Origin of the sequence: Streptomyces sp. RGM 3693, assembly GCF_050471125.1 — a bacterium.
GTDB lineage: Bacteria > Actinomycetota > Actinomycetes > Streptomycetales > Streptomycetaceae > Streptomyces.
Window position 1 is genome coordinate 1,660,249 of the sequence record NZ_JBMPPQ010000002.1, and the last position, 18,124, is coordinate 1,678,372.

General features: G+C 73.1%; 14 protein-coding genes. 2 read left to right on the forward strand and 12 right to left on the reverse strand.

The window, feature by feature from the left end:
• Nucleotides 1-22 precede the first annotated feature (22 nt).
• The 6 genes from ACO0M4_RS24780 to ACO0M4_RS24805 all read right to left on the reverse strand — a co-directional run bounded on the left by ACO0M4_RS24780 (nucleotide 23) and on the right by ACO0M4_RS24805 (nucleotide 8,980).
• Nucleotides 23-892, reverse strand: coding sequence for a hypothetical protein (locus ACO0M4_RS24780; protein ID WP_430373119.1), 870 nt, complete (start codon nucleotides 890-892; stop codon nucleotides 23-25).
• A gap of 104 nt (nucleotides 893-996) precedes the next feature.
• The gene (locus ACO0M4_RS24785) at nucleotides 997-2,379 is read right to left on the reverse strand and encodes a protein phosphatase 2C domain-containing protein (RefSeq protein ID WP_430373120.1); all 1,383 of its coding nucleotides are present in this window, start codon (nucleotides 2,377-2,379) and stop codon (nucleotides 997-999) included.
• Between the two features lies 1 nt (nucleotide 2,380).
• Nucleotides 2,381-5,002: a tetratricopeptide repeat protein gene (locus ACO0M4_RS24790; RefSeq protein ID WP_430373121.1), complete on the reverse strand. Its 2,622-nt coding sequence runs from the start codon at nucleotides 5,000-5,002 to the stop codon at nucleotides 2,381-2,383.
• Entirely contained in the window at nucleotides 4,999-6,351 is a 1,353-nt protein-coding gene (locus ACO0M4_RS24795) for a hypothetical protein (RefSeq protein WP_430373122.1), read from the reverse strand. The genes ACO0M4_RS24790 and ACO0M4_RS24795 overlap by 4 nt, the downstream gene beginning before the upstream one ends.
• A 149-nt stretch (nucleotides 6,352-6,500) precedes the next feature.
• The gene (locus tag ACO0M4_RS24800) at nucleotides 6,501-7,445 is read right to left on the reverse strand and encodes a glutamate ABC transporter substrate-binding protein (RefSeq protein WP_430373926.1); all 945 of its coding nucleotides are present in this window, start codon (nucleotides 7,443-7,445) and stop codon (nucleotides 6,501-6,503) included.
• A 77-nt stretch (nucleotides 7,446-7,522) separates the two neighbouring features.
• Complete coding sequence (locus tag ACO0M4_RS24805) at nucleotides 7,523-8,980, reverse strand: hypothetical protein (protein WP_430373123.1); 1,458 nt, start codon at nucleotides 8,978-8,980, stop codon at nucleotides 7,523-7,525.
• Between the two features lie 545 nt (nucleotides 8,981-9,525).
• Here ACO0M4_RS24805 and ACO0M4_RS24810 point away from each other — a divergent pair.
• Together ACO0M4_RS24810 and ACO0M4_RS24815 are read left to right on the forward strand one after the other, a co-directional pair.
• Nucleotides 9,526-10,218 (forward strand): FadR/GntR family transcriptional regulator, encoded by a 693-nt coding sequence (locus tag ACO0M4_RS24810; protein WP_430373124.1) that lies wholly within the window; start codon nucleotides 9,526-9,528, stop codon nucleotides 10,216-10,218.
• A gap of 318 nt (nucleotides 10,219-10,536) precedes the next feature.
• A complete protein-coding gene (locus ACO0M4_RS24815) occupies nucleotides 10,537-10,854 on the forward strand; it encodes a hypothetical protein (RefSeq protein ID WP_430373125.1) in 318 nt (105 codons plus the stop codon).
• 120 nt (nucleotides 10,855-10,974) lie between these two features.
• Here ACO0M4_RS24815 and ACO0M4_RS24820 read toward each other — a convergent pair whose 3' ends face one another.
• From ACO0M4_RS24820 to ACO0M4_RS24845, 6 genes are all read right to left on the reverse strand, one after another.
• The gene (locus ACO0M4_RS24820; protein ID WP_430373126.1) at nucleotides 10,975-11,967 is read right to left on the reverse strand and encodes an N-acetylglucosamine kinase; all 993 of its coding nucleotides are present in this window, start codon (nucleotides 11,965-11,967) and stop codon (nucleotides 10,975-10,977) included.
• Nucleotides 11,958-13,406, reverse strand: a complete 1,449-nt coding sequence (locus ACO0M4_RS24825) for a 6-phospho-beta-glucosidase (protein ID WP_430373927.1) — start codon at nucleotides 13,404-13,406, stop codon at nucleotides 11,958-11,960. The genes ACO0M4_RS24820 and ACO0M4_RS24825 overlap by 10 nt, the downstream gene beginning before the upstream one ends.
• 46 nt (nucleotides 13,407-13,452) lie before the next feature.
• A complete protein-coding gene (locus ACO0M4_RS24830; RefSeq protein ID WP_430373127.1) occupies nucleotides 13,453-14,358 on the reverse strand; it encodes a carbohydrate ABC transporter permease in 906 nt (301 codons plus the stop codon).
• A gap of 26 nt (nucleotides 14,359-14,384) precedes the next feature.
• On the reverse strand, nucleotides 14,385-15,341 hold the full coding sequence (locus ACO0M4_RS24835) for a carbohydrate ABC transporter permease (protein ID WP_430373128.1): 957 nt from the start codon (nucleotides 15,339-15,341) through the stop codon (nucleotides 14,385-14,387).
• 11 nt (nucleotides 15,342-15,352) lie between these two features.
• A complete protein-coding gene (locus ACO0M4_RS24840; RefSeq protein ID WP_430373129.1) occupies nucleotides 15,353-16,738 on the reverse strand; it encodes an ABC transporter substrate-binding protein in 1,386 nt (461 codons plus the stop codon).
• Nucleotides 16,739-16,807: 69 nt separating this feature from the next.
• The gene (locus ACO0M4_RS24845) at nucleotides 16,808-17,944 is read right to left on the reverse strand and encodes an ROK family protein (protein WP_430373130.1); all 1,137 of its coding nucleotides are present in this window, start codon (nucleotides 17,942-17,944) and stop codon (nucleotides 16,808-16,810) included.
• Between the last annotated feature and the right edge of the window lie 180 nt (nucleotides 17,945-18,124).

The window sequence follows — 18,124 nt, forward strand, 5'->3', positions numbered from 1 at the left end:
CGTTTCTTCCGGGTAGTGCCGATCAGAGCTGATCGTGCTCGTTCATTGCGGTTTCTTCGGGCGAAGAGTGGGGGCCGGGAGCCGTCCGGGAGCTCTCCCGTTCGGCCTCGGCCGCCTTCACCGCCTGTCGCACAGTACCGGTCGCGGGATCGACGTCGCCCACCACCTTCGCAAGGAGTTTCGCAGTGTCCCCGTTCCCCGGGGCGCCGGCGAGCGACGCCGCGCGACGCAGTTCCACCACGGCGCGGCCGGCATCTCCCCACTTGGCCGCATCCAGTCCCCGCTGGATGGCTTGCGCCAGTTCGGACCGTCCTGTGTGGTACGCGACTTGTGCATCGATCCGTACCACGGCGACCGGATCGTCCGTCCATGCGGCCCGGACCAGGGCCTGCGCCACGACGCGGGGCGTGGCGCCGTCCGGTGCGGGCAGCAGCACCGAGATCCGGGCGGCGAGCATCTCCCGGCCGAGTCCGGGGTCGGGGACGCGGAGGAAGAGGTGGTAGTCGCGGGACTCGTCGCCCCAGGGGCCGGTCGGGTAGTCGCCCGAGCGCGGCCCCGACGCTCTTCGCCGGTCGGTCAGGTCTTCGGCGGTGGGCGCCACTTGCCGCAGGAAACCGATCTCGGCGCCCAGCGGGGTCCGCACCCGCAGCACGACCCCGGCCTCCGGGCCGAGGGCCCCAGAGCTCCCAGAGGTCCCGGGGGTGCGGTCGGCCGCCGCCGGCGCCGGCGCGTCCGACCGCGGCCCGGGCACCGGCCGTCCGCCGGTCGAGCCGCCTCCGGTCGCGGTGACCGTGACCACGGCGTGCAGGGCCCGCCCGCCCTGGGGGAGGTAGGGGTTGTGGTGCACCTCGACGGTGAAGCGCGGCACCCGCGACTTGGCGAAGTTGGCCATGGGTTACGTCCGCTCCTTGCGGCCGCCGCCGGCCGGCCGGTCCACCGGCGGGCGGACGGCCCGGTGGGTGGGGGCCGGGTCCGGCGCGTGCGGTTCCGAGGTGCTCAGGCCGATCCTGCCCCGCCCGCGGGCGCCGGGAACGGCACCACCGCGACCGTTACGTTGTCGTGCCCGCCGCCGTCCAGGGCGTGGTCGACCAGCACCCGGGCCGCGTTCAGCGGCCGGAGCGGCGCGTCCAGGGGCAGCACCGTGGCCAGCGCCTGGGCCGCCTCGGCGTAGTTCCACAGCCCGTCCGTGCACACCACGACGCTTCCCGGCCCGTCCGGCCGGAACGCCGCGATGTGCGGCTCGACCTCGTACGCGTCCGCGCCCAGCCAGCCGGTGATGGCGTGCGCCCGCTCGTCGGCGTTGGCCTCGGCCTCCGTCATCAGGTTGTTGGCGACCATCTGGGCGGCCCAGGAGTCGTCCTCGGTGAGCCGGACCGGCGGCGCGGTGCGGTCGTCGGGGATCCAGTACGCCCGGCTGTCGCCGACCCAGCCGATGGTCAGGAGGCCGCCGCCGACCACCGCCCCGACGAACGTGCAGGCCGGGGCGTTCTGCTGGCGGTACTCGTCGTGCGCTATCGAGGGGTCGACGGCCAGCTCGTCGACCGCCGCCGAGGCCGCCATCACCGCGTCGTGCAGGGCCTGCTGCGGGTGCGTACCGCGCGGCAGCGCCATCCGCAGCGCCCCGGCGGCCCGCTCGGCGGCGGCCTTGGACGCGTCGTCCGGCCGGGTCGCCGAGGAGACCCCGTCGCAGACCACCGCGATCACCGCGGGTGAGCCGTCCGGCAGTGCGGTGTCGGCGAGGGCGAAGAAGTCCTCGTTGCGGTGGTGCCGGTGGCCGCGGTCACTGACCGCCGCGCCGCCCGCCACCTCCCGTTCCAGATGGTCGCGGGCCGGCCCGGACGGGGCCGCCGGCGCCGTTCCGGTTCCGGCCGCCGCGGGCTCGGAATCGGGCCCGGCAACCGGGCCGTCGGCCACTCCGCTTGACGCCCCCTCGACCGCATCGAACCCCGGCAAACCAGCCGCCCCCATCCCCGCCCCGATCTCCGTCGCGCGCTCCGCTTCGGCCCCGCCGCCGGCCTCGTCCGGGCTCGCCGCCGGGACGTCCGCTTCGGCTCGCGCCCCGGCTCCGGCGGCGGCGTCGGCGACCGCCTCATAGCCGACCACCCGCGGGTCGGCCGGCCGGCCGTCGGCACCGGCCGGCGTCGCCGCGGCATCCCCGTGATCCCCGTACGAGAGGCGGGTCGTGGGATCCGGCGGCGGCGGACCCGCCGGTGCCACCGGCCCCGCCGCGTACGTAGCCGCCGGCGGTGCCCCGTATCCCGCGGGCACGCCGTACCCGCCCGACGCCAGGGGATCGGCGCCGCACCGCCCGCAGTAGTTGTCCCCCGCATCGAGCGGCTCGCCGCAGCTCCGGCACCGGGACGGCCCAGTCACACCCATGTCACACCCATGTCCTGGGGCGGAAGCGGTTGGCCCGTTCCACCAGTTCGATCCTTTCCTCGCCACGCTGCGCGAGCCGCGCCAGCAGGCGGTACGAACGCTCCAGCCCGAACCGCAGCCCGCGTTCGTCCAACGGGTTGCCGAGCAGCGTCGGCCGCTGGTGCGCAGCCGCCGGCCCGGCCGTGCCGTCCGACCCCCCGTCATACGGAGCGCCGGCCGCGGGCCCGTCGCCGTGGCTCCCGGAGAGTACCCAGTCCAGGGCACTGCCCAGTACTTCGGTGGCGAGGAGTTCCCGGCGCCGGTCGTCCAGACCGAAGTCGGCCAGCTCCTCGACCTGTTGGGCGGCGGCCCGCAGGTCCGGCAGCAGCGGCTCCCGGGGCGAGCGCTGCCGCAGCCGGGCCCGGACCGCCGCGATCCGGGCCGCCGTGTAGTGGATGGACGCCTCCGGGACGGACTCCAGCGCCGCCACCGCACCCGTCCGGTCACCGGCCGCCAGCCGCACCCGGGCCAGCCCGAACGCGGCACTCACATAGCCGCGGTCGGTCGCCCATACGAGGCGGTAGTACTCCGCGGCATTGTCCAACTGCCCCAGCAGCTCGGCACTGATGCCCAGCGCCAGCTTCGGCGCCGGTTCACCCGGAAAGGCGTCGTAGACCGCGTCGAAGGCCAGCGCGGCGCCCTCCCGGTCGCCGGTCGCCAGCGCCACCAGCCCGCGGTGCCACACCACCCGCCAGTCCCCAGACCCCGCCCCGGCCCGGTCCGCGTCAGGCTTCCCGGCGGCGTCCCACGGGCCGCCGGCCCACCGCTCACCGGCATCCGGCCCGTCGGACGGCCGGTCCGCCGTGCCCGCGCCCAGCTCCAGTTGGGCGCGCAGGGACCGCAGCCGGACCTCCGGCGAGTCGGTCGGCGCCGCCCGCAGGGCCGCCAGCAGCTCCGCCGGCGTCGCGGCGTGCAGACCGGCCAGGAACCCGGCATTGGGGTCGTCCGGATCGGCCCGCGGCACCGGCAGCGCCAGCGCCGCCCCGGCCACGTCGAGGGGCCGTGGCCGCGGCCCGCCGCCCGCCCGCCCCGGATCCTCCGCGGCCGCCCGCACGGCCCGCCCCCGGCCGGTCCTCCGGCGGGCACCCAGCAGCGAACCGTCCCCGGCCGGCGGCGGCAGCAGCTCCGTGCCCACCACCCGCAGTTCGGGCCCGAACAGGGTCGACAGCGCCGGCCGCGGCTCACCCGTCCGGAGCGCCACCACCTCCCGCAGTACGCCCGTCAACTGCTCGGCCATCTCCTCCGCCGACCCGAAACGGCGCCCCGGATCCGGATCGGTGGCCCGCACCAGCAGCCGGTAGAACGACTCGTAGGCGCGGAACACCTCGATGTGGTCCGGGTCCGGCAGGGAGTCCGCGAAGACGTTGGTGTAGCCCTGGAAGTCGAAGGTGAGGACGGCGAGGGTGCGGGCGACGGTGTACAGGTCGGAGGCGATCGACGGGCCCACCTCGCCGACCTCCGGCGCCTGATAGCCGATCGTGCCGTAGAGGGGACTCTCGTGGTCGTCCATCCGCCGCACCGCACCCAGGTCGATCAGCTTCAGCCGGTCGTGCTGCTGAATGGCGTTGTCGACCTTGAAATCGCAGTACAGCAACTGCCGACCGTGCAGGTGCCCGAGGGCCTCCAGCGCCTCGATGCCGTACGCGCACGCCTGCTCCACCGGCATCGGATCGCGCCGCCCCTGGGACGTGCGCCGCTCGTTGGCGAGGTCCTGCAAGGACGTGCCGCCGACGTACTCCATGACGATGTAGCCGTCCCGGCTGCCCGTCGAACGGTCCAGGTGCTCCACGAAGTTGTAGATCCGCACGATGTTCGGGTGCTCGATCGCCGCCAGGAACCGCCGCTCGGACACCGCCGCCGCCAGCGCCTCCTCGTCACCGGTGTCCAACAGGCCCTTGAGCACCACCCACCGGTCGTCGACCGCCCGGTCCCGCGCCAGATAGATCCAGCCCAGCCCGCCGTGCGCCAAACAACCCACGACCTCGTACTGGTCGTGCACCAACTCCCCGGACCGCAACTTGGGTACGAAACTGTACGGATGACCGCACTTGGTGCAGAAGCCCTCCGCCGCGCCCGGCCGGCCGTCCCGACCCCGCCCCACCGGCGACCCGCACTCACCGCGACTACAGAACCGCTTCCGCTCCGGCACCTCCGGATCCGCCAGCACCGCCGCCCGCGGATCGCGCCGCGGCACCTGCGGCACCGTCACCAGCCCGGCACCCAGCCGCCCGCGCGACGCCCCGGAACCACCCCCCGAGCCCGAACCCGGCCGGCCGCTCCCGGTGCCGCGCACCACCGGCGGCGTCCGCCCACCCGACCCGCTCCCGGCCCCCGCCGGCCGGCCCGGCACGTGCGTCCCGGCCGTCCCACGCGCCCGGACCCCGGACGGTGGCGGCGCGGCGACCGTCGCACCCCCGACGTCCACCCGCTGCGTCAACACCGTCGCGGTCGCCGACAGCAGCCCCTCGGCGGACACCACCGGCGCCAGCCCGCAGACCTCGCAGTACAGTTCACCGCCCCCGACGTCCTCGTAGTGCCCCGCGCACTCCCGCCGCTGGCACCGCCCCCCGTGCCGCTCCGTCACGGCTCCCCCCTGCCGTCCCGCGCCTCGGGAACGATGGCCTCCGCCGCCGCCTCCTGATAGCGCCACACCGCCTGCTCCGCCGCCCGCAGATCGCACGGCGCACTCCACAACATCCGGCGCGCCAGGTCGTACCGCTCCACCAGCAGCGGATCCGCCGACAAGCCGTGCCGCGTCACCCGCGCCCGGTACGCGTCCAGCCGGCCCCGCAACTCGGCCCGCACCGCCAGCGGCGCGGTCACCGCCGTCAACGACTCCCGGGCCCGCTGCAGTTCGTCCTCGGCCCGGTCCTCCAGACTGTCCAACAGCGGCGACAACCGGTGCCACTGCGCCCGACGGCGGTACTCCGCGGCCGCCACCAACTGCTCGTGCAGCACCGTCGACGGACCGCTGACCGCCGGCACCTCCGAAGCGGCGATCTTCGCCAGCACCTCACCGCGCGCCTGCCGCGCCTCGGTCAACGTACGGTCCGCCCGCGACAACACGTCGCGCAGCAGCATCAGCCGCCGCTCCGCGTCCTGCCGCACGTCCAGCACCGCCGCCACCTCACGCCGGATGTCCTCCAACGCCCGCGCCGCCCGGTCGTACCGGACGGTGTCCGGACGGCCGCCACCCGGCGCCGCACTCCCCGCCCCCGACGACACCCAGAACGCCAACGGATCCGCGATCACCTGGGCCCGCAACCGCGCCAACTCGTCCGTGATCCGCTCCAGATCGTCGCCCGCCGGATGCTCCCCCGGACGCACCCCCACCGAATGCGCCAACGACCGCGTCCGCCGCAGCTCCTCGGCCAACAGGTCTATCCGGGCCGGCAGCGCCGACCACACCGCATCCGCCGCCACGATGACGTCCAGCGACCGCGCGTACAGCCCGGTCAACCGGCCGACCAGCTCCTCCAGCCCGAGCCGGCCCGCTCCTCCCCACTCCGCGCGAGCAGCGGGCACCCCGGGGCCCGGCCCGCCGTCGCCGCCCCCGTCACCCGCCCCGGCCGGCACCGGCACCACACCGCCGTGCAGCACCTCCGACAGCTCCGCCAGATCCTCCGCGGACGGCCAACGCCGCCGCGCCCGCACCTCCCGGGCCGCCGTCAACACCTCCGTATAGGCGTCGAACAGCGACCACAGCACCGTCAGGGACCGCTCCGTCTCACCCCAGCGCTCCTTGGTGACGCCCGACAGTTCGGCGCCCTCCAGGAGCCGACGGCCGGCGTGGTCCTGCAACGCGAGCAGCGAACTCTCGATCGCCTCGTACTCGGCGCCGAGCCGCGCCAGCACACGGTCCGCCTCCTCCCGGTCCAGCACCGGGGCATCGGGCCTCCCCGCCGAGCCGGGGAAGGGTCCAGGGACCCCCATCGTTCACCTCTCCAATACGCTGACCGTGCACGGCGGTTGGTGCGCCCGGCTCGCTCGCCGGCCCTTCGGCTCCCCTCCCCCCGCTCCAGCCCCTTCATAGTGACCCCATTGAACGCTCCGTGGGGCACCCGACCACGCCCGGCCCGCCCTCAGTCGCCGTACTCCGGCGCCGGCGGCCCCGATATCCCCGGCAGATCGGCCTTCAGCCACATCCGGTACGCCCGCATCCACGGACTGTCGTCCCCACCGCTGCGGTAGTCGTCCAGGACCTTGTTGACCCGACGCACCAGATCCGGGTCGTCCCGGTTCATCGCCACGCCGTACGACTCGTCCGTGAACGGCTTGCCCTTCAACTCCACCGTCGGGTCCTGCGCCGCCTGCGCCGCCGCCAACGCACTGTCGGTGACCACCGCGTCCGCCTCGCCCAACTGGAGCCGCACCAGGCAGTCCAGCTGATTGGGCGCGGTCAGCACCCGCGCACCGTGACTGCGCCGCCGCAGCTCCGCCTGCCCCGTCGAACCGTCCGCCGTGCACACCCGCTTGCCGCGCAGCGAGTCGTCGAACGCCGTGATCGGCGACGCCTTCGGGGCCAGCACCTGCTGACCCGCCTGGAAGTACGCCGTCGAGAACGCCACCTTCTCCTTGCGCTCACAGTTGATCGTCATCGTCCGCACGACCATGTCCACCGTGCGCTGCTGCACCGCGGGGATCCGCTGGTTGGTGGGCACCGCCTGGAACACGACCTTGGCGTCCGGCCCCAGGATGTCCTTGGCGATCGCCCGCGCCAGATCGATGTCGAAGCCCTCCAACGCGCCCGTGTCCCGGTCCCGGTACCCCCACCGGTACGTGTTCTGGTCCACCCCGACGACCAGCTGCCCCTTCTTCTTGATCCGTTCCACCGCCGGCCCGTCGTCCGGCGACGGCCGCAGGCTCTCCGCCGCGGTGCCCGGCGTGCAACCCGCCCCCGCCGGCGTCGCGTGCGTCGTCCCCGGCTCGTACGCCCGGTGCTCCGCCACCGGCCCGGGCACCTCCGGGTGCGCACCGCGACCCAGCGCGGGCACCAGCACCGTCGCGGCCGCCGCCATCACGGCCATGCCCGCCGCGACCGGCGCCAGCACGGCCCGCAGATCCCGCAGCCCCCGCCCGCGCACCACCCGCACCCCAGGCCCCCTCACCGGTACTCCGACAGCCTGCGCCCGACGCCCAGCACCGTGGCCGTCGCCGCCAGGACCGCCAGCACCCCGGCACCCACCGCCAACAAACGGAACCCCGCGCGCCCACCGTCCGCCGTCGTCCGGAACCGCGCCTGCTCGTGCACCAACGCCCGACCCAGCCCGGTGTCCACCCGGTCGAACGACGCGCCCGTAGCCCCGCCCCCACCGATCACCAGCGCCAACGCCCGGTCGTAGTCCCCCTTGTCGTCCGCCGCCCGCGCCGCGGCGTGCCGCGTCCGCCACTCCCCGACGGCCGCCACCGCGTCCCGCACCGACCCCCGGCCCGCCTCGTCGTCCACCAGCGCCAGCGCCTTCCCCAGCTCACCGGCGGTGGCCACCGACCCCGGGCCGGCCGCGCCCGCCAAATGCCCCATCTTCGCCTGGAAGTCGACCTCGTAGAAGTCCTTCTGATCAGGCGTCAACACCGCGCCGCGCGCCACCAACGTCAGATTCTCGTCCGCCCGCGCCCGCAGCGCGTCGATCCGCGCGGTGTTGAGCGCCTGCAACGACCGGGTGCCGTGCTCATACGCATCACTCAGCCCGGCCCGCGCCACCGCGTGCCCGGCCGCCAGCCACAGCAGCACCGCCACCGAAGCCACCGTCGCCGCCAGCAGACCGCGGTTGAACACCCGGTTGGTGCGCCGGTAGTGCCGGCGCTGCGCCCACCCCAGCGCCCCGAGGGCACTCACCCCCGCAGCCAGCGCGAACCACGGCCACGCCGTGGCCCGGGCCTGGTCGGCGGCCAGCCGCTGCGTCTCCGCCTCGTACAACGCCTGGGCCGCCGGCAGGAGTTCCGTCCGCATCTGCGCGTTCGCGTACCGCAGATAGGCACCGCCCAGCGGCAACCCCTGCCGGTTGTTGGTCCGGGCCGTCTCGATCAGCCCGGTGTACCGCGGCAACAACTGGTTCAGCCGGGCGATCTGCTCCCCGGCCCGATCCGCCGCGCCGCCCTCCGCGTCCGGCACCCGCGCGTTCGCCGCCGCCTTGACCAGCAGCTGCGACGCCATCGCAAGGTCCGCCTCGTACCGCTTCCGGGTCGCCACGGACTCCGTGCCGCCCGCCAGGAACCCGCCGGCCGCCGTGGTGTCGGCATCCGCCAACGAGCGGAAGATGCTCGCCGCGTCCGCGGTCAGCGGCTGGCTGCGCAGTACGACGTCATCGGCGGCCGCGGACCGGTCCGTCACCTGCCAGGCGGTGGCCGCCCCGAACACCATGACCAGCAGCGCCAGCACCGCGCCGATCGCGCGCAGCCGCCCCGGCTCGGTCGTCGCCGCGGCCCGTAGCCGGTCCAGGCCCTCGGCCCAGGCGGTGCGCCGGCGCGCGCCCGGGCGGGCACCCGGCGCGACGCGGCCGGCCGGCGCCGGCTCCGCGGACGGCACCGGGGAAACCGGCGTCACGGACGATGCGGACGACACCGACGAACCCCCCTAGGTCGCTGACTGCGGGCCGGCCCCGCGCCCGGCGCCCACGAGCACGGGCGCACGGCCGTCAGTATGTCCGGGCCGCCCGACCACCACACCGGACTTGACCTGATCTTGTTCGGAACGCCAAACACCGAACGCCGAACACCGAACGCCAAACACCCCACGACGGCGCACCCCCGACCCTTACCGCACCCCGCAACTCCGCACTCCCCCTCTCCTCCCCTCTCCGCCCCTCTCTCCCCCTCCCTTCCACCACGCCCGCCCGCCGCACCCCGGTTCCCCGCTCGCCCCGTCGCCCCCGCCGCCCCTTCCGGGCCGGGACGGGCCGCAGCCGCCCCGCATTACCCTTACGAGGAATCGTCGGACATCAGACGACCGGGATCGGACGCCCCGCCGCCAGCTGCCGCCCCGGGGGACACGCGTCCGGAGTCCCGCACCACGGGACCCGCACCGCACACCCCGGACCGCCCGTGCCGGACCCGTCCGGCTCCTGCACCACCGAAGATGTCCGTCCTGCCGAGAAGGGGAGTGATCGAGTGCAGACCGTCCGGAAGGGCCGGGTGTCGCTCGTGGAGTCCGCGACCGACGAGATCCGCGGCCAGATCGTCAACGGGACCTGGCCCGTGGGCAGCCGCATCCCGCCCGAGAGCGCCCTCTCCGAGACCCTCGGCGTCAGCCGCGCCTCGGTCCGCGAGGCCGTCCGCTCACTCGTCCACTCCGGCCTCCTCGAACCCCGGCAGGGCGACGGCACCTTCGTGATCTCCGACGACGACAGCGCGGTCGGCCTCCGCCGCCGCCTGGAACGCGCCGAGCTCAGCCATGTCACCCAGGTACGCCAGGGGCTCGACGTGGTCGCCGCCCGCCAGGCCGCCAAGCACCGCACCGACGAACAGCTCGCCGGCATCGAGGCCGCCCTGGACCGCCGCAAGGCCGCCCTCGCGCACCACGACAGCGAGGCGTTCACCGCCGCCGACGCCGATTTCCACATCCTGGTCGCCGAGGCCAGCGCCAACCCCGTGCTCGCCGACATCTACCGATCCCTCAGCGCCGCCCTGCGCGAGGAACTCCGGCGCGCCGCCTGCCTGGACACCGCCGACGCCGCCCCCGCCGACCCGCACTCCCGCCTCACCGACGCCATCCGCGCCCAGGACCCCCAGGCCGCCGTCGACGCCGCCGTCCTCCTCCTCGCCGGCCACGTACGCGACCTGGCGCTGCCGCTCGACGACTGACCGGCGGCGCGTGAGCGACGGCGCGTGAGCGGCGGACGACCGGCGGCGGCGCCCTATCGGCAGTGCCTGAGCGCCGATTTCGGATCGGTGAGGATTGGTGGGGCTCGCTCGGGACGGGTCCGCTACTGATCGTCGGGGACCGGACCGCTGCTGGTCGCTGAGGGCCGCCGACGCACCGTCGTCGAGTGGCGCGCGCACCATGCCCCGCACGCCCCCCACTTCACTCCCACGCGCCGCTGACGAACCCACCCCCTCTGGCTACGCTGAGTAACGAAAGGTTGGCCATCCCGCCAACCCCCGAAGCGCCGGAGGATCGCCATGCGCCGCATCAACCGACTCCTGACCCCCCTCACCAAGGCCGCCACCAAGACCACCACCAGGGACCCGGCCGCCCCAGCCCACCCCACCCCGGCCAGCGGATTGCTCACCATCGGCAGCACGACCTACATCAACCCGGCCGGCACCTACCCCCTCTTCCACTCCGCCGACGGCACCCTCACCCCCGTCATCAACGACACCGACCACCCCATCACCATCATCACGGAAAGCGACCACTCCCCGCCGCCCGCCGACCTGATCCTCGGGCCTGGCGAACGCACCGAGACCCGCAGAGGCGACTGCGTTCAGGTGGGCTGAGCGATTCCCGGGCCAGGCACGACGCCAACCCCCGCACTCCGCCGGCAGGCAACCGACCGATACCGCCGACGTGATGGTGAATTGCCGTTGATGTGTCGCCGATGTGTCGCGGTCCGGGCCCTACGCCCACTCCGACCGCAGCCGCTCGTAAGCCTGTGGGGGTGGTGCCGGGCTCGTCCGGTCCAGGGCGTCGAGGGCGGCGCCGAGGACGGGGGGTGCGGCGATGACGTGGGGGATCGCCTTGGGGGCGTGTTCGGCGAGGAGGTGGGTGAGCTGGTCGTGGAGGAGGGGGTGTCGGGCGGCGAGGACGCCGCCGCCGAGGACGACCGGGGTCGGTTCGGAGAGGAGGTCGAGGCGGCTCAGGGCGATGGTGGCCATCAGGGCGATCTCTTCCGCCTGGCGGGCCACGACGGAGCGGGCGACGGCGTCGCCGTCCGCGGCGATGGCGAAGAGCAGCGGGGCCAGTTCGTGCCGGCGAGCGTCGGGGATCCGGTGCAGGTGCAGGGCTTCGATCAGTTCCAGCACAGTGGCCAGGCCGAAGTGGGCCGGTAGCGCGCGGGCGAGTTCGCTCGGGGCGCCACGGCCGTCCTCGGCGCGGGCCGCGTGCCACAGGGCCTCGTCGGCGAGGAAGGCACCGCCGCCCCAGTCGCCGGAGAGGCGGCCGATGGACGGGAAGCGGGCGGTCGCTCCGCCGCGGCCGAGGCCGACGCAGTTGATGCCGGCGCCGCAGACCACGGCGACGCCCAACGGTTCGCCGTGGTCGGGGAGTCCGGCACGGAGCAGGGCGAAGGTGTCGTTGCGGACGGTGACGGTGTCCGCCCAGCCGCGGGCGGTGATCTCGGCGGTCAGGCGGGTCACTTCGATGGGGAGGTCGGCGTTGGCGAGGAAAGCGGAGAGATGGGCGACCGGGACGTTGTCGGTCAGCCCGGCCTGGGCCCGGGCCGCGGCGATCAGGGGGGTCAGGACGTCCACGGCGCGGGCGGTGCCCACCACAGCGGGCTGGAAGCCGCCGCCGCGGGCCCGGCCGAGGATCCTGCCGTCCGTGGCCAGCATAGCCACGTCGGTCTTGCTGTTGCCCGCGTCGATGGCGAGCGCTGTGCCGGTCAGGCCCACGTGAGGTGCTCCCGGTTGTGTGCGATCAGCTCGTCGGTGAGCCGGTTCGCGTAGTCGATCTGGCCGATGAGGGGGTGTGCGAGGAGTGCGGAGAAGACCCGGTCGCGGCCGCCCTTGAGGGCTGCCTCCAGGGCCAGGTGCTCGTAGGCCGTGACATTGGCGACCAGTCCGGCGAAGAGGGGGGCGAGGGGGCGGAGGGGGAGGGGGGAGGCCCCCCGGGGCCCCACCATCGCCGGGACCTCGATCACCGCATCGTCCGGCAGGAACGGCAGCGTGCCGTTGTTGAGGGTGTTGACGATCTGGACGTCGCCGGCCGGTCGGGCGGTGGCGTCCCGGGCCCCGCCGACCACAGCGCTCCCGAGTCCTGCCCCCGCCCCGCTCCCCCCGGCCGCTCGGATCCCCGAGGCCGCCCCGATCTCTCCGGCTGCCCCGTTCCCCCCAGCTGCCCCGATCTCTCCGGCCGTCCCCAGCTCCGCAGCCGTACCGCCTCCGTTGCTGCCTCCCTCGCCGCCGCCCAGCAGCGACGACGTCAGTGCCACTGCCGCTTCGGAGTAGAAGGCGCCGCCGCGGCGGGCGAGGAGTTCGGGCTTCTCGGCGAGTGTCGGGTCGGCGTAGAGGTCGAGGAGTTGGCGTTCGATGGCGGCGACCTCGGCGGCGCGGGAGGGTTTGGTGCGCAGCTCCTCCACGACCGCGTCGTGCTGGTAGTAGTAGCGCAGGTAGTAGGAGGGGACGACGCCCAGGTGGTCGAGGAGCGGGCGCGGCATGCGGATGTCGGCGGCGACGGCGTCGCCGTGTTCGGCGAGGAGCGTGGGCAGGACGTCCTTGCCGTCGACGCGGACGGCGCGTTCCCAGGTGAGGTGGTTGAGGCCGACGTGCTCCAACTCGACCCGTTCGGGGGCCACCCCGAGCAGTTTCGCGAACTTCCGTTGGAAGCCGATGGCCACGTTGCACAGCCCGACGGCCTTGTGGCCGTGGCTGAGCAGGGCCCGGGTGACGATGCCCACCGGGTTGGTGAAGTCCACGATCCAGGCGTCCGGGCAGCGGCGGCGGACCCGTTCGGCGATGTCCAGGACGACCGGGACGGTGCGCAGTGCCTTGGCGAGACCGCCCGCGCCGGTGGTTTCCTGGCCGACGCAGCCGCACTCCAGCGGCCAGGTCTCGTCCTGGTTGCGGGCCGCCTGCCCGCCGACCCGCAGTTGGAGGAGGACGGCGTCGGCGCCGTCGAGGCCGGCGTCGAGGTCGTCGGTCCAGGTGATCTTGCCCGGGTGGTCCTGTCGGGCGAAGATCCGGCGGGCCAGTCCGCCGATCAGCTCCAACCGTTCGGTGGCCGGGTCGATCAGCACGAGTTCGGTGACCGGCAGGGCGTCACGCAACCGCGCGAAGCCGTCGATGAGTTCGGGGGTGTAGGTCGAGCCGCCGCCGACCACGGCGATTTTGATGCGGGGGTACGGGGGGCGCCCCCCGGAAGTTGGCAGCATGTCCGTTTCAGCCCTTCACTCCGGTGAGCGTGACGCCTTCGACGAAGGCTTTCTGCGCGAAGAAGAAAACGAGGATGACGGGGGCCATGACCAGCACCGTGGCGGCCATGGTGAGGTTCCAGTTGACGGCGTGCGCGCTCTTGAAGGACTCCAGGCCGTAGGAGAGCGTCCAGGCCGCCGGGTTCTGCGCGGTGTAGATCTGCGGGCCGAAGTAGTCGTTCCAGCAGTAGAAGAACTGGAAGAGGGCGATGGCGGCGATGCCGGGGCGGGCCATCGGGATGATGATCCGCAGCAGGGTGCGGAGTTCGCCGCAGCCGTCGACCTTCGCGGACTCCACGTATTCCTGGGGGATCGTCAGGAGGAACTGGCGGAGCAGGAAGATGGAGTAGGCGTCGCCGAACGCCATCGGGATGACCAGTGGCCAGATCGAGCCGGTCAGGTGCAGTTGCTGCGCCCACACCAGGTACATCGGGATGACGACGACCTGGGGCGGCAGCATCATCGTGGAGATGACGAGGATCATCGCGGTGCGGCGGCCGCGGAAGCGGAAGCGGGCGAGCGCGTAGGCGGCGGGGATCGCCGAGCAGACCGTGAAGAGGGTGCCCAGGCCCGCGTAGAGCAGGGAGTTCTTCCACCAGTCGAGGAAGCCGGGGGTGGTGAACACGGTGGCGTAGTTGGACCAGTTCCACTCGTGCGGCCACAGTTCGCCGCTCATCGCCTGGTCGTCGTTCATGACGGAGGTCAGGAACACGAAGACGAACGGCAGGAGGAAGAAGAGGGCGGCGGCGATCGCCACCGCGTGCACGGCGATCCAGTGCAGCAGCCGTTTGCGGCGGGCGCGGGCGGCCGGGGTGCCGGTGGTGCCGGGCGTACGGGCCCGGGCCGGGCGCCGGGTGAGCGTCGTGGTGGTCACGTCGGATCACTCCTTGGTCATGACGGTCAGTCGTCCGCCGGGAGCAGGCCGGCGCGCTTGCGCATCAGCAGGGTGGTGACGGCCATCGCGATGGCGAACAGCACCAGGGAAAGGGCGCAGGCCGCACCGGTGTTGAAGTTCTGGAAGCCCAGCGAGTAGATGAGCTGAGGTACCGTCAGGGTGGCGTGGTCCGGGTAGCCGGGTTGGATGACGGAGCCGGGGCCGATGGAGATGCCGGAGGCGAGTTTTCCGGCGACCAGTGCCTGGGTGTAGTACTGCATGGTCTGCACGACGCCGGTGACCACCGCGAACAGCACGATCGGGGTGATCGACGGCCACGTCACGTAGCGGAACTTCCCCCAGGCGCCGGCGCCGTCCAGTTCGGCGGCCTCGTACTGCTCCCTCGGGACGTCCAGCAGTGCCGCCATGAAGATCACCATCAGGTCGCCGATGCCCCACAGGGACAGCAGGACCAGGGACGGTTTGGCCCAAGTCGGGTCGTTGAACCACTCCGGGGCCGGGATGCCGACCGCTCCGAGGATCTCGTCGACCGGTCCGGTCGCCGGGTTGAGCAGGAAGACGAACGCGACGGTGGCGGCCACCGGTGGTGCCAGGTAGGGCAGGTAGAACGCGGTGCGGAAGAACCCGGCGCCCGATTTGATCTTGGTAATGAGCAGGCCGATGCCCAGGCCGAAGACCACCCGGAGCGCCACCATCACCACGACCAGCCAGAGGGTGTTCCACAGGGCGGGCCCGAACAGCGGCATTTGGGTCAGCACGTATTTCCAGTTCCGCAGGCCCACGAAGGCGGGCTGCTCGATCTGGTTGTAGTGCATGAAGGAGAAATAGACGGTGGCGATCAGCGGGTAGCCGAAGAAGACCGAGAATCCGACGAGCCAGGGGGAGAGGAATCCCAGGATGCGGAGGCGTTCGCGGCGGTGTTTGCGCCGTAGTTCCGGGGCGGGGGAGCGCGTGGCTGCCATGGCAGGCTCCGTCAGTTCTCGGACTGGAGGTTGTCGGCGTCGATCCGCGCGTCGAGCCCGCGCAGTCCCGCGTCGAGGTCGGGAACCTTTCCGGCTTCCTCGGCGTAGGAGAAGTCCTGTAGCGAGAGGACGTACATGTCGCCGTTGTTGGAGGGCGGCAGTGCGGTGCTGTGCCGATTGCGGGCGATGCCGAGGAAGGTGCGGAAGTCCGGGTCGGCGTCGAGTCGGGGGGAGGTGAGTGCGGCGTTCGTGGACGGGACGTTATGGATGGCGTTGGCGAAGGCGACGACCTGGTCGGTGTCCACGGTCAGGAATTTCACCAGTTCCCAGGCGGCGTTCTGGTGTTGGCTGCTGTGGGCGATACCGGCGATGGTTCCGGTGAGATAGCCGCGGCCGTAGGCGTCGGCCTGGTCGTCGGGGACCGGCATCGGCGCGACGCCCCAGTTGAACGGCGCCTTGGCTTCCTTGAGCATCAGTCCGCGCCATTCACCGTCCATGTGCATGGCCACCTTCTGCCGCAGGAAGGCGTTCTGCGCGGACATTTCGTCGCCGAAGGTGGTGCGGAACTTCTCCGTCGCGCGGTATCCGCCCTGCGCGTTGATGAGGTCCCGCTGGGTGGTGAAGAAGTCGCGGGTCGACGGGTCCTTGGCGAGTTGCGCTTTTCCGTTCCGGTCGAAGTAGCGGGGACCCCATTGTGCGAAGAGCCGGTCCGGGCTGTTCTGGTAGAGCCGGAAGTTGGGCATGAAGCCGAGTTGTTGGTAACCGCCGTCCTTGGTGCGCCGGGTGAGTTTCGCGGCGTCCCGTTTCAGTTCCGACATGGTGTGCGGCGGTCGGGTGATGCCGGCTTTCTTGAACGCGTCCTCGTTGTAGTACAGCCCGTAGGTGTCGGCGAGTAGTGGCAGTGCGCACTGCCGGCCGCGGTACTGCGTGTAGCTGAGCAGGGTTTTCGGGAAGACCTTTTCCTTCACCACGCCGGTCTTCTTCATGAAGGGGTCGAGGTCCGCCCACATTCCGGACGAGCAGTACTGCCCGACGTTGTTGGTGGTGAACGACGACACCACGTCGGGGGCGTCGCTGCCGCCGGCCCGCAGCGCCTGGTTCATGGTGTCGTCGGAGACGTTGCCGACCGCCTTCACCGTGATGTTGGGGTGGCTTTTTTCGAAGCGCGCGATGCTGTCGTCGATAGCCTTCACCTCCCCGGAGTTGGACCAGCCGTGCCAGAAGGTGAGGGTGACCGGTTGGGTGGGGTCGTCGCGGTCGCTGCCGACACTGGGGTTGGCGCAGCCCGCGGCGAGGAGCCCGGCGGTGGCCAGGGCCACCGGGAGGCGAAGGAGCCGCGGGCGGGGGTGCGGACGGAGCTGCGGACGTGGTCGGACACCCGGGCGCGTGAGCGGCATGCGGACTTCCTTACGTCAGGGGTTCCTTGGGGTCTGGCGGGGGCGACTCGGCCGGGGCGGTGCGGGGGCTCACGCGGTGTCGAAGACGGTGTTGCGGGCCTCGGCGAGGGCCGTGCGCAGTGCGCCGGTGAGGATGGGGTTCCCGGCGATGTCGCTGATCCGGATCTCGGGGCGGGGTAGCGCGAGCCCGGTGAACTCCTCCTCGACCAGGGCCCGCAGGGCCTCTCCGCCGGCCTGCGGCACCTCGCCGGAGAGCACCACCAGGTGGGGGTCGACCACCGCGACCACGGCGGCCAGGCCGGTCGCCAGGCGTCGCGCCACCTCGGCCCGTACGTCGTCCCGGGCCAGTGCCTCGGCGACGGTGCGGACCTCGGGGGCGCCGTACGCGTGGGCGAGTTCGATGATGCTCGGGGTGCCGACCAGGCGTTGGAACCCGCCGCCGGCGTCCGGCCGTGCGGCGCTGCGGTCGCCGTCCCGGGCCAGGGGCGCGCCGGGCAGCGGCATGTAGCCGATCTCGCCGGCGCCGCCGGTGGCCCCGCGCAGTGGCCGGCCGTCGAGCACGATGGCGGCGCCCACGCCCTCGTCGACCCACACCAGTACGAAGTCGTCGAAGTCCTGGGCGGCGCCGTCGTGTTGTTCGGCGACCGCGGCCAGGTTCACGTCGTTCTCGATGACGAGCGGGACGCCGAGGACCTCGGCCAGTTCTTCCCGCAGTGCCCGCGACTGCCAGCCGGGCAGGTGGGGCGCGTACCGCAGCCGGCCGGTCTGCGGGTCGAGCGCGCCGGGCGTGCCGATGACCGCGCGGTGCAGCGCTCCGCGGTCCAGTCCGGCCTTGGCCAGCGCTCCGTCCACGGCCTGCGCGACGAGCCGGGCCGTCAGGTCGGTGGGGTCCCCGGGGACCGCCGTGGTGTCGATCCGCTCCTCGCCGAGCACCTGCCCGGTGATGTCCGCGACGGCCGCGGTGAGGCCCAGTTGGTCCACGGCGAGCGCGGCGACGTGGGCGGCGGCCGGGTTGATCTCGTAGAGCTGGGCGCTGGGCCCGGGGCGGCCGGTGACGTTCCCGGTCGTGCGGACGAGTCCGGCCGCGGCCAGGCGGGCCAGTAGTTGGGAGGCGGTCGGCTTCGACAGTCCGGTCAGTTCGCCGATCTGGGTGCGGGTCAGGGGGCCTTGGGACACCAGGAGGTCCAGTGCGGCCCGGTCGTTCATCGCCCGGAGCACCCTCGGCGTGCCCGGCGTTCCCTGTCCTGCTGCGGCCATGGCTGCTGCCCACCCCGTGTTCCGTGCGGAATCCGACCGGAAGATGTCTGTTAGGAAACCTTCCAATTACTGGGAAGGAAGGTAGGCCGCCCGTCAGGCGCGCGTCAATGGTGTGGGCGAGGGTTGTGG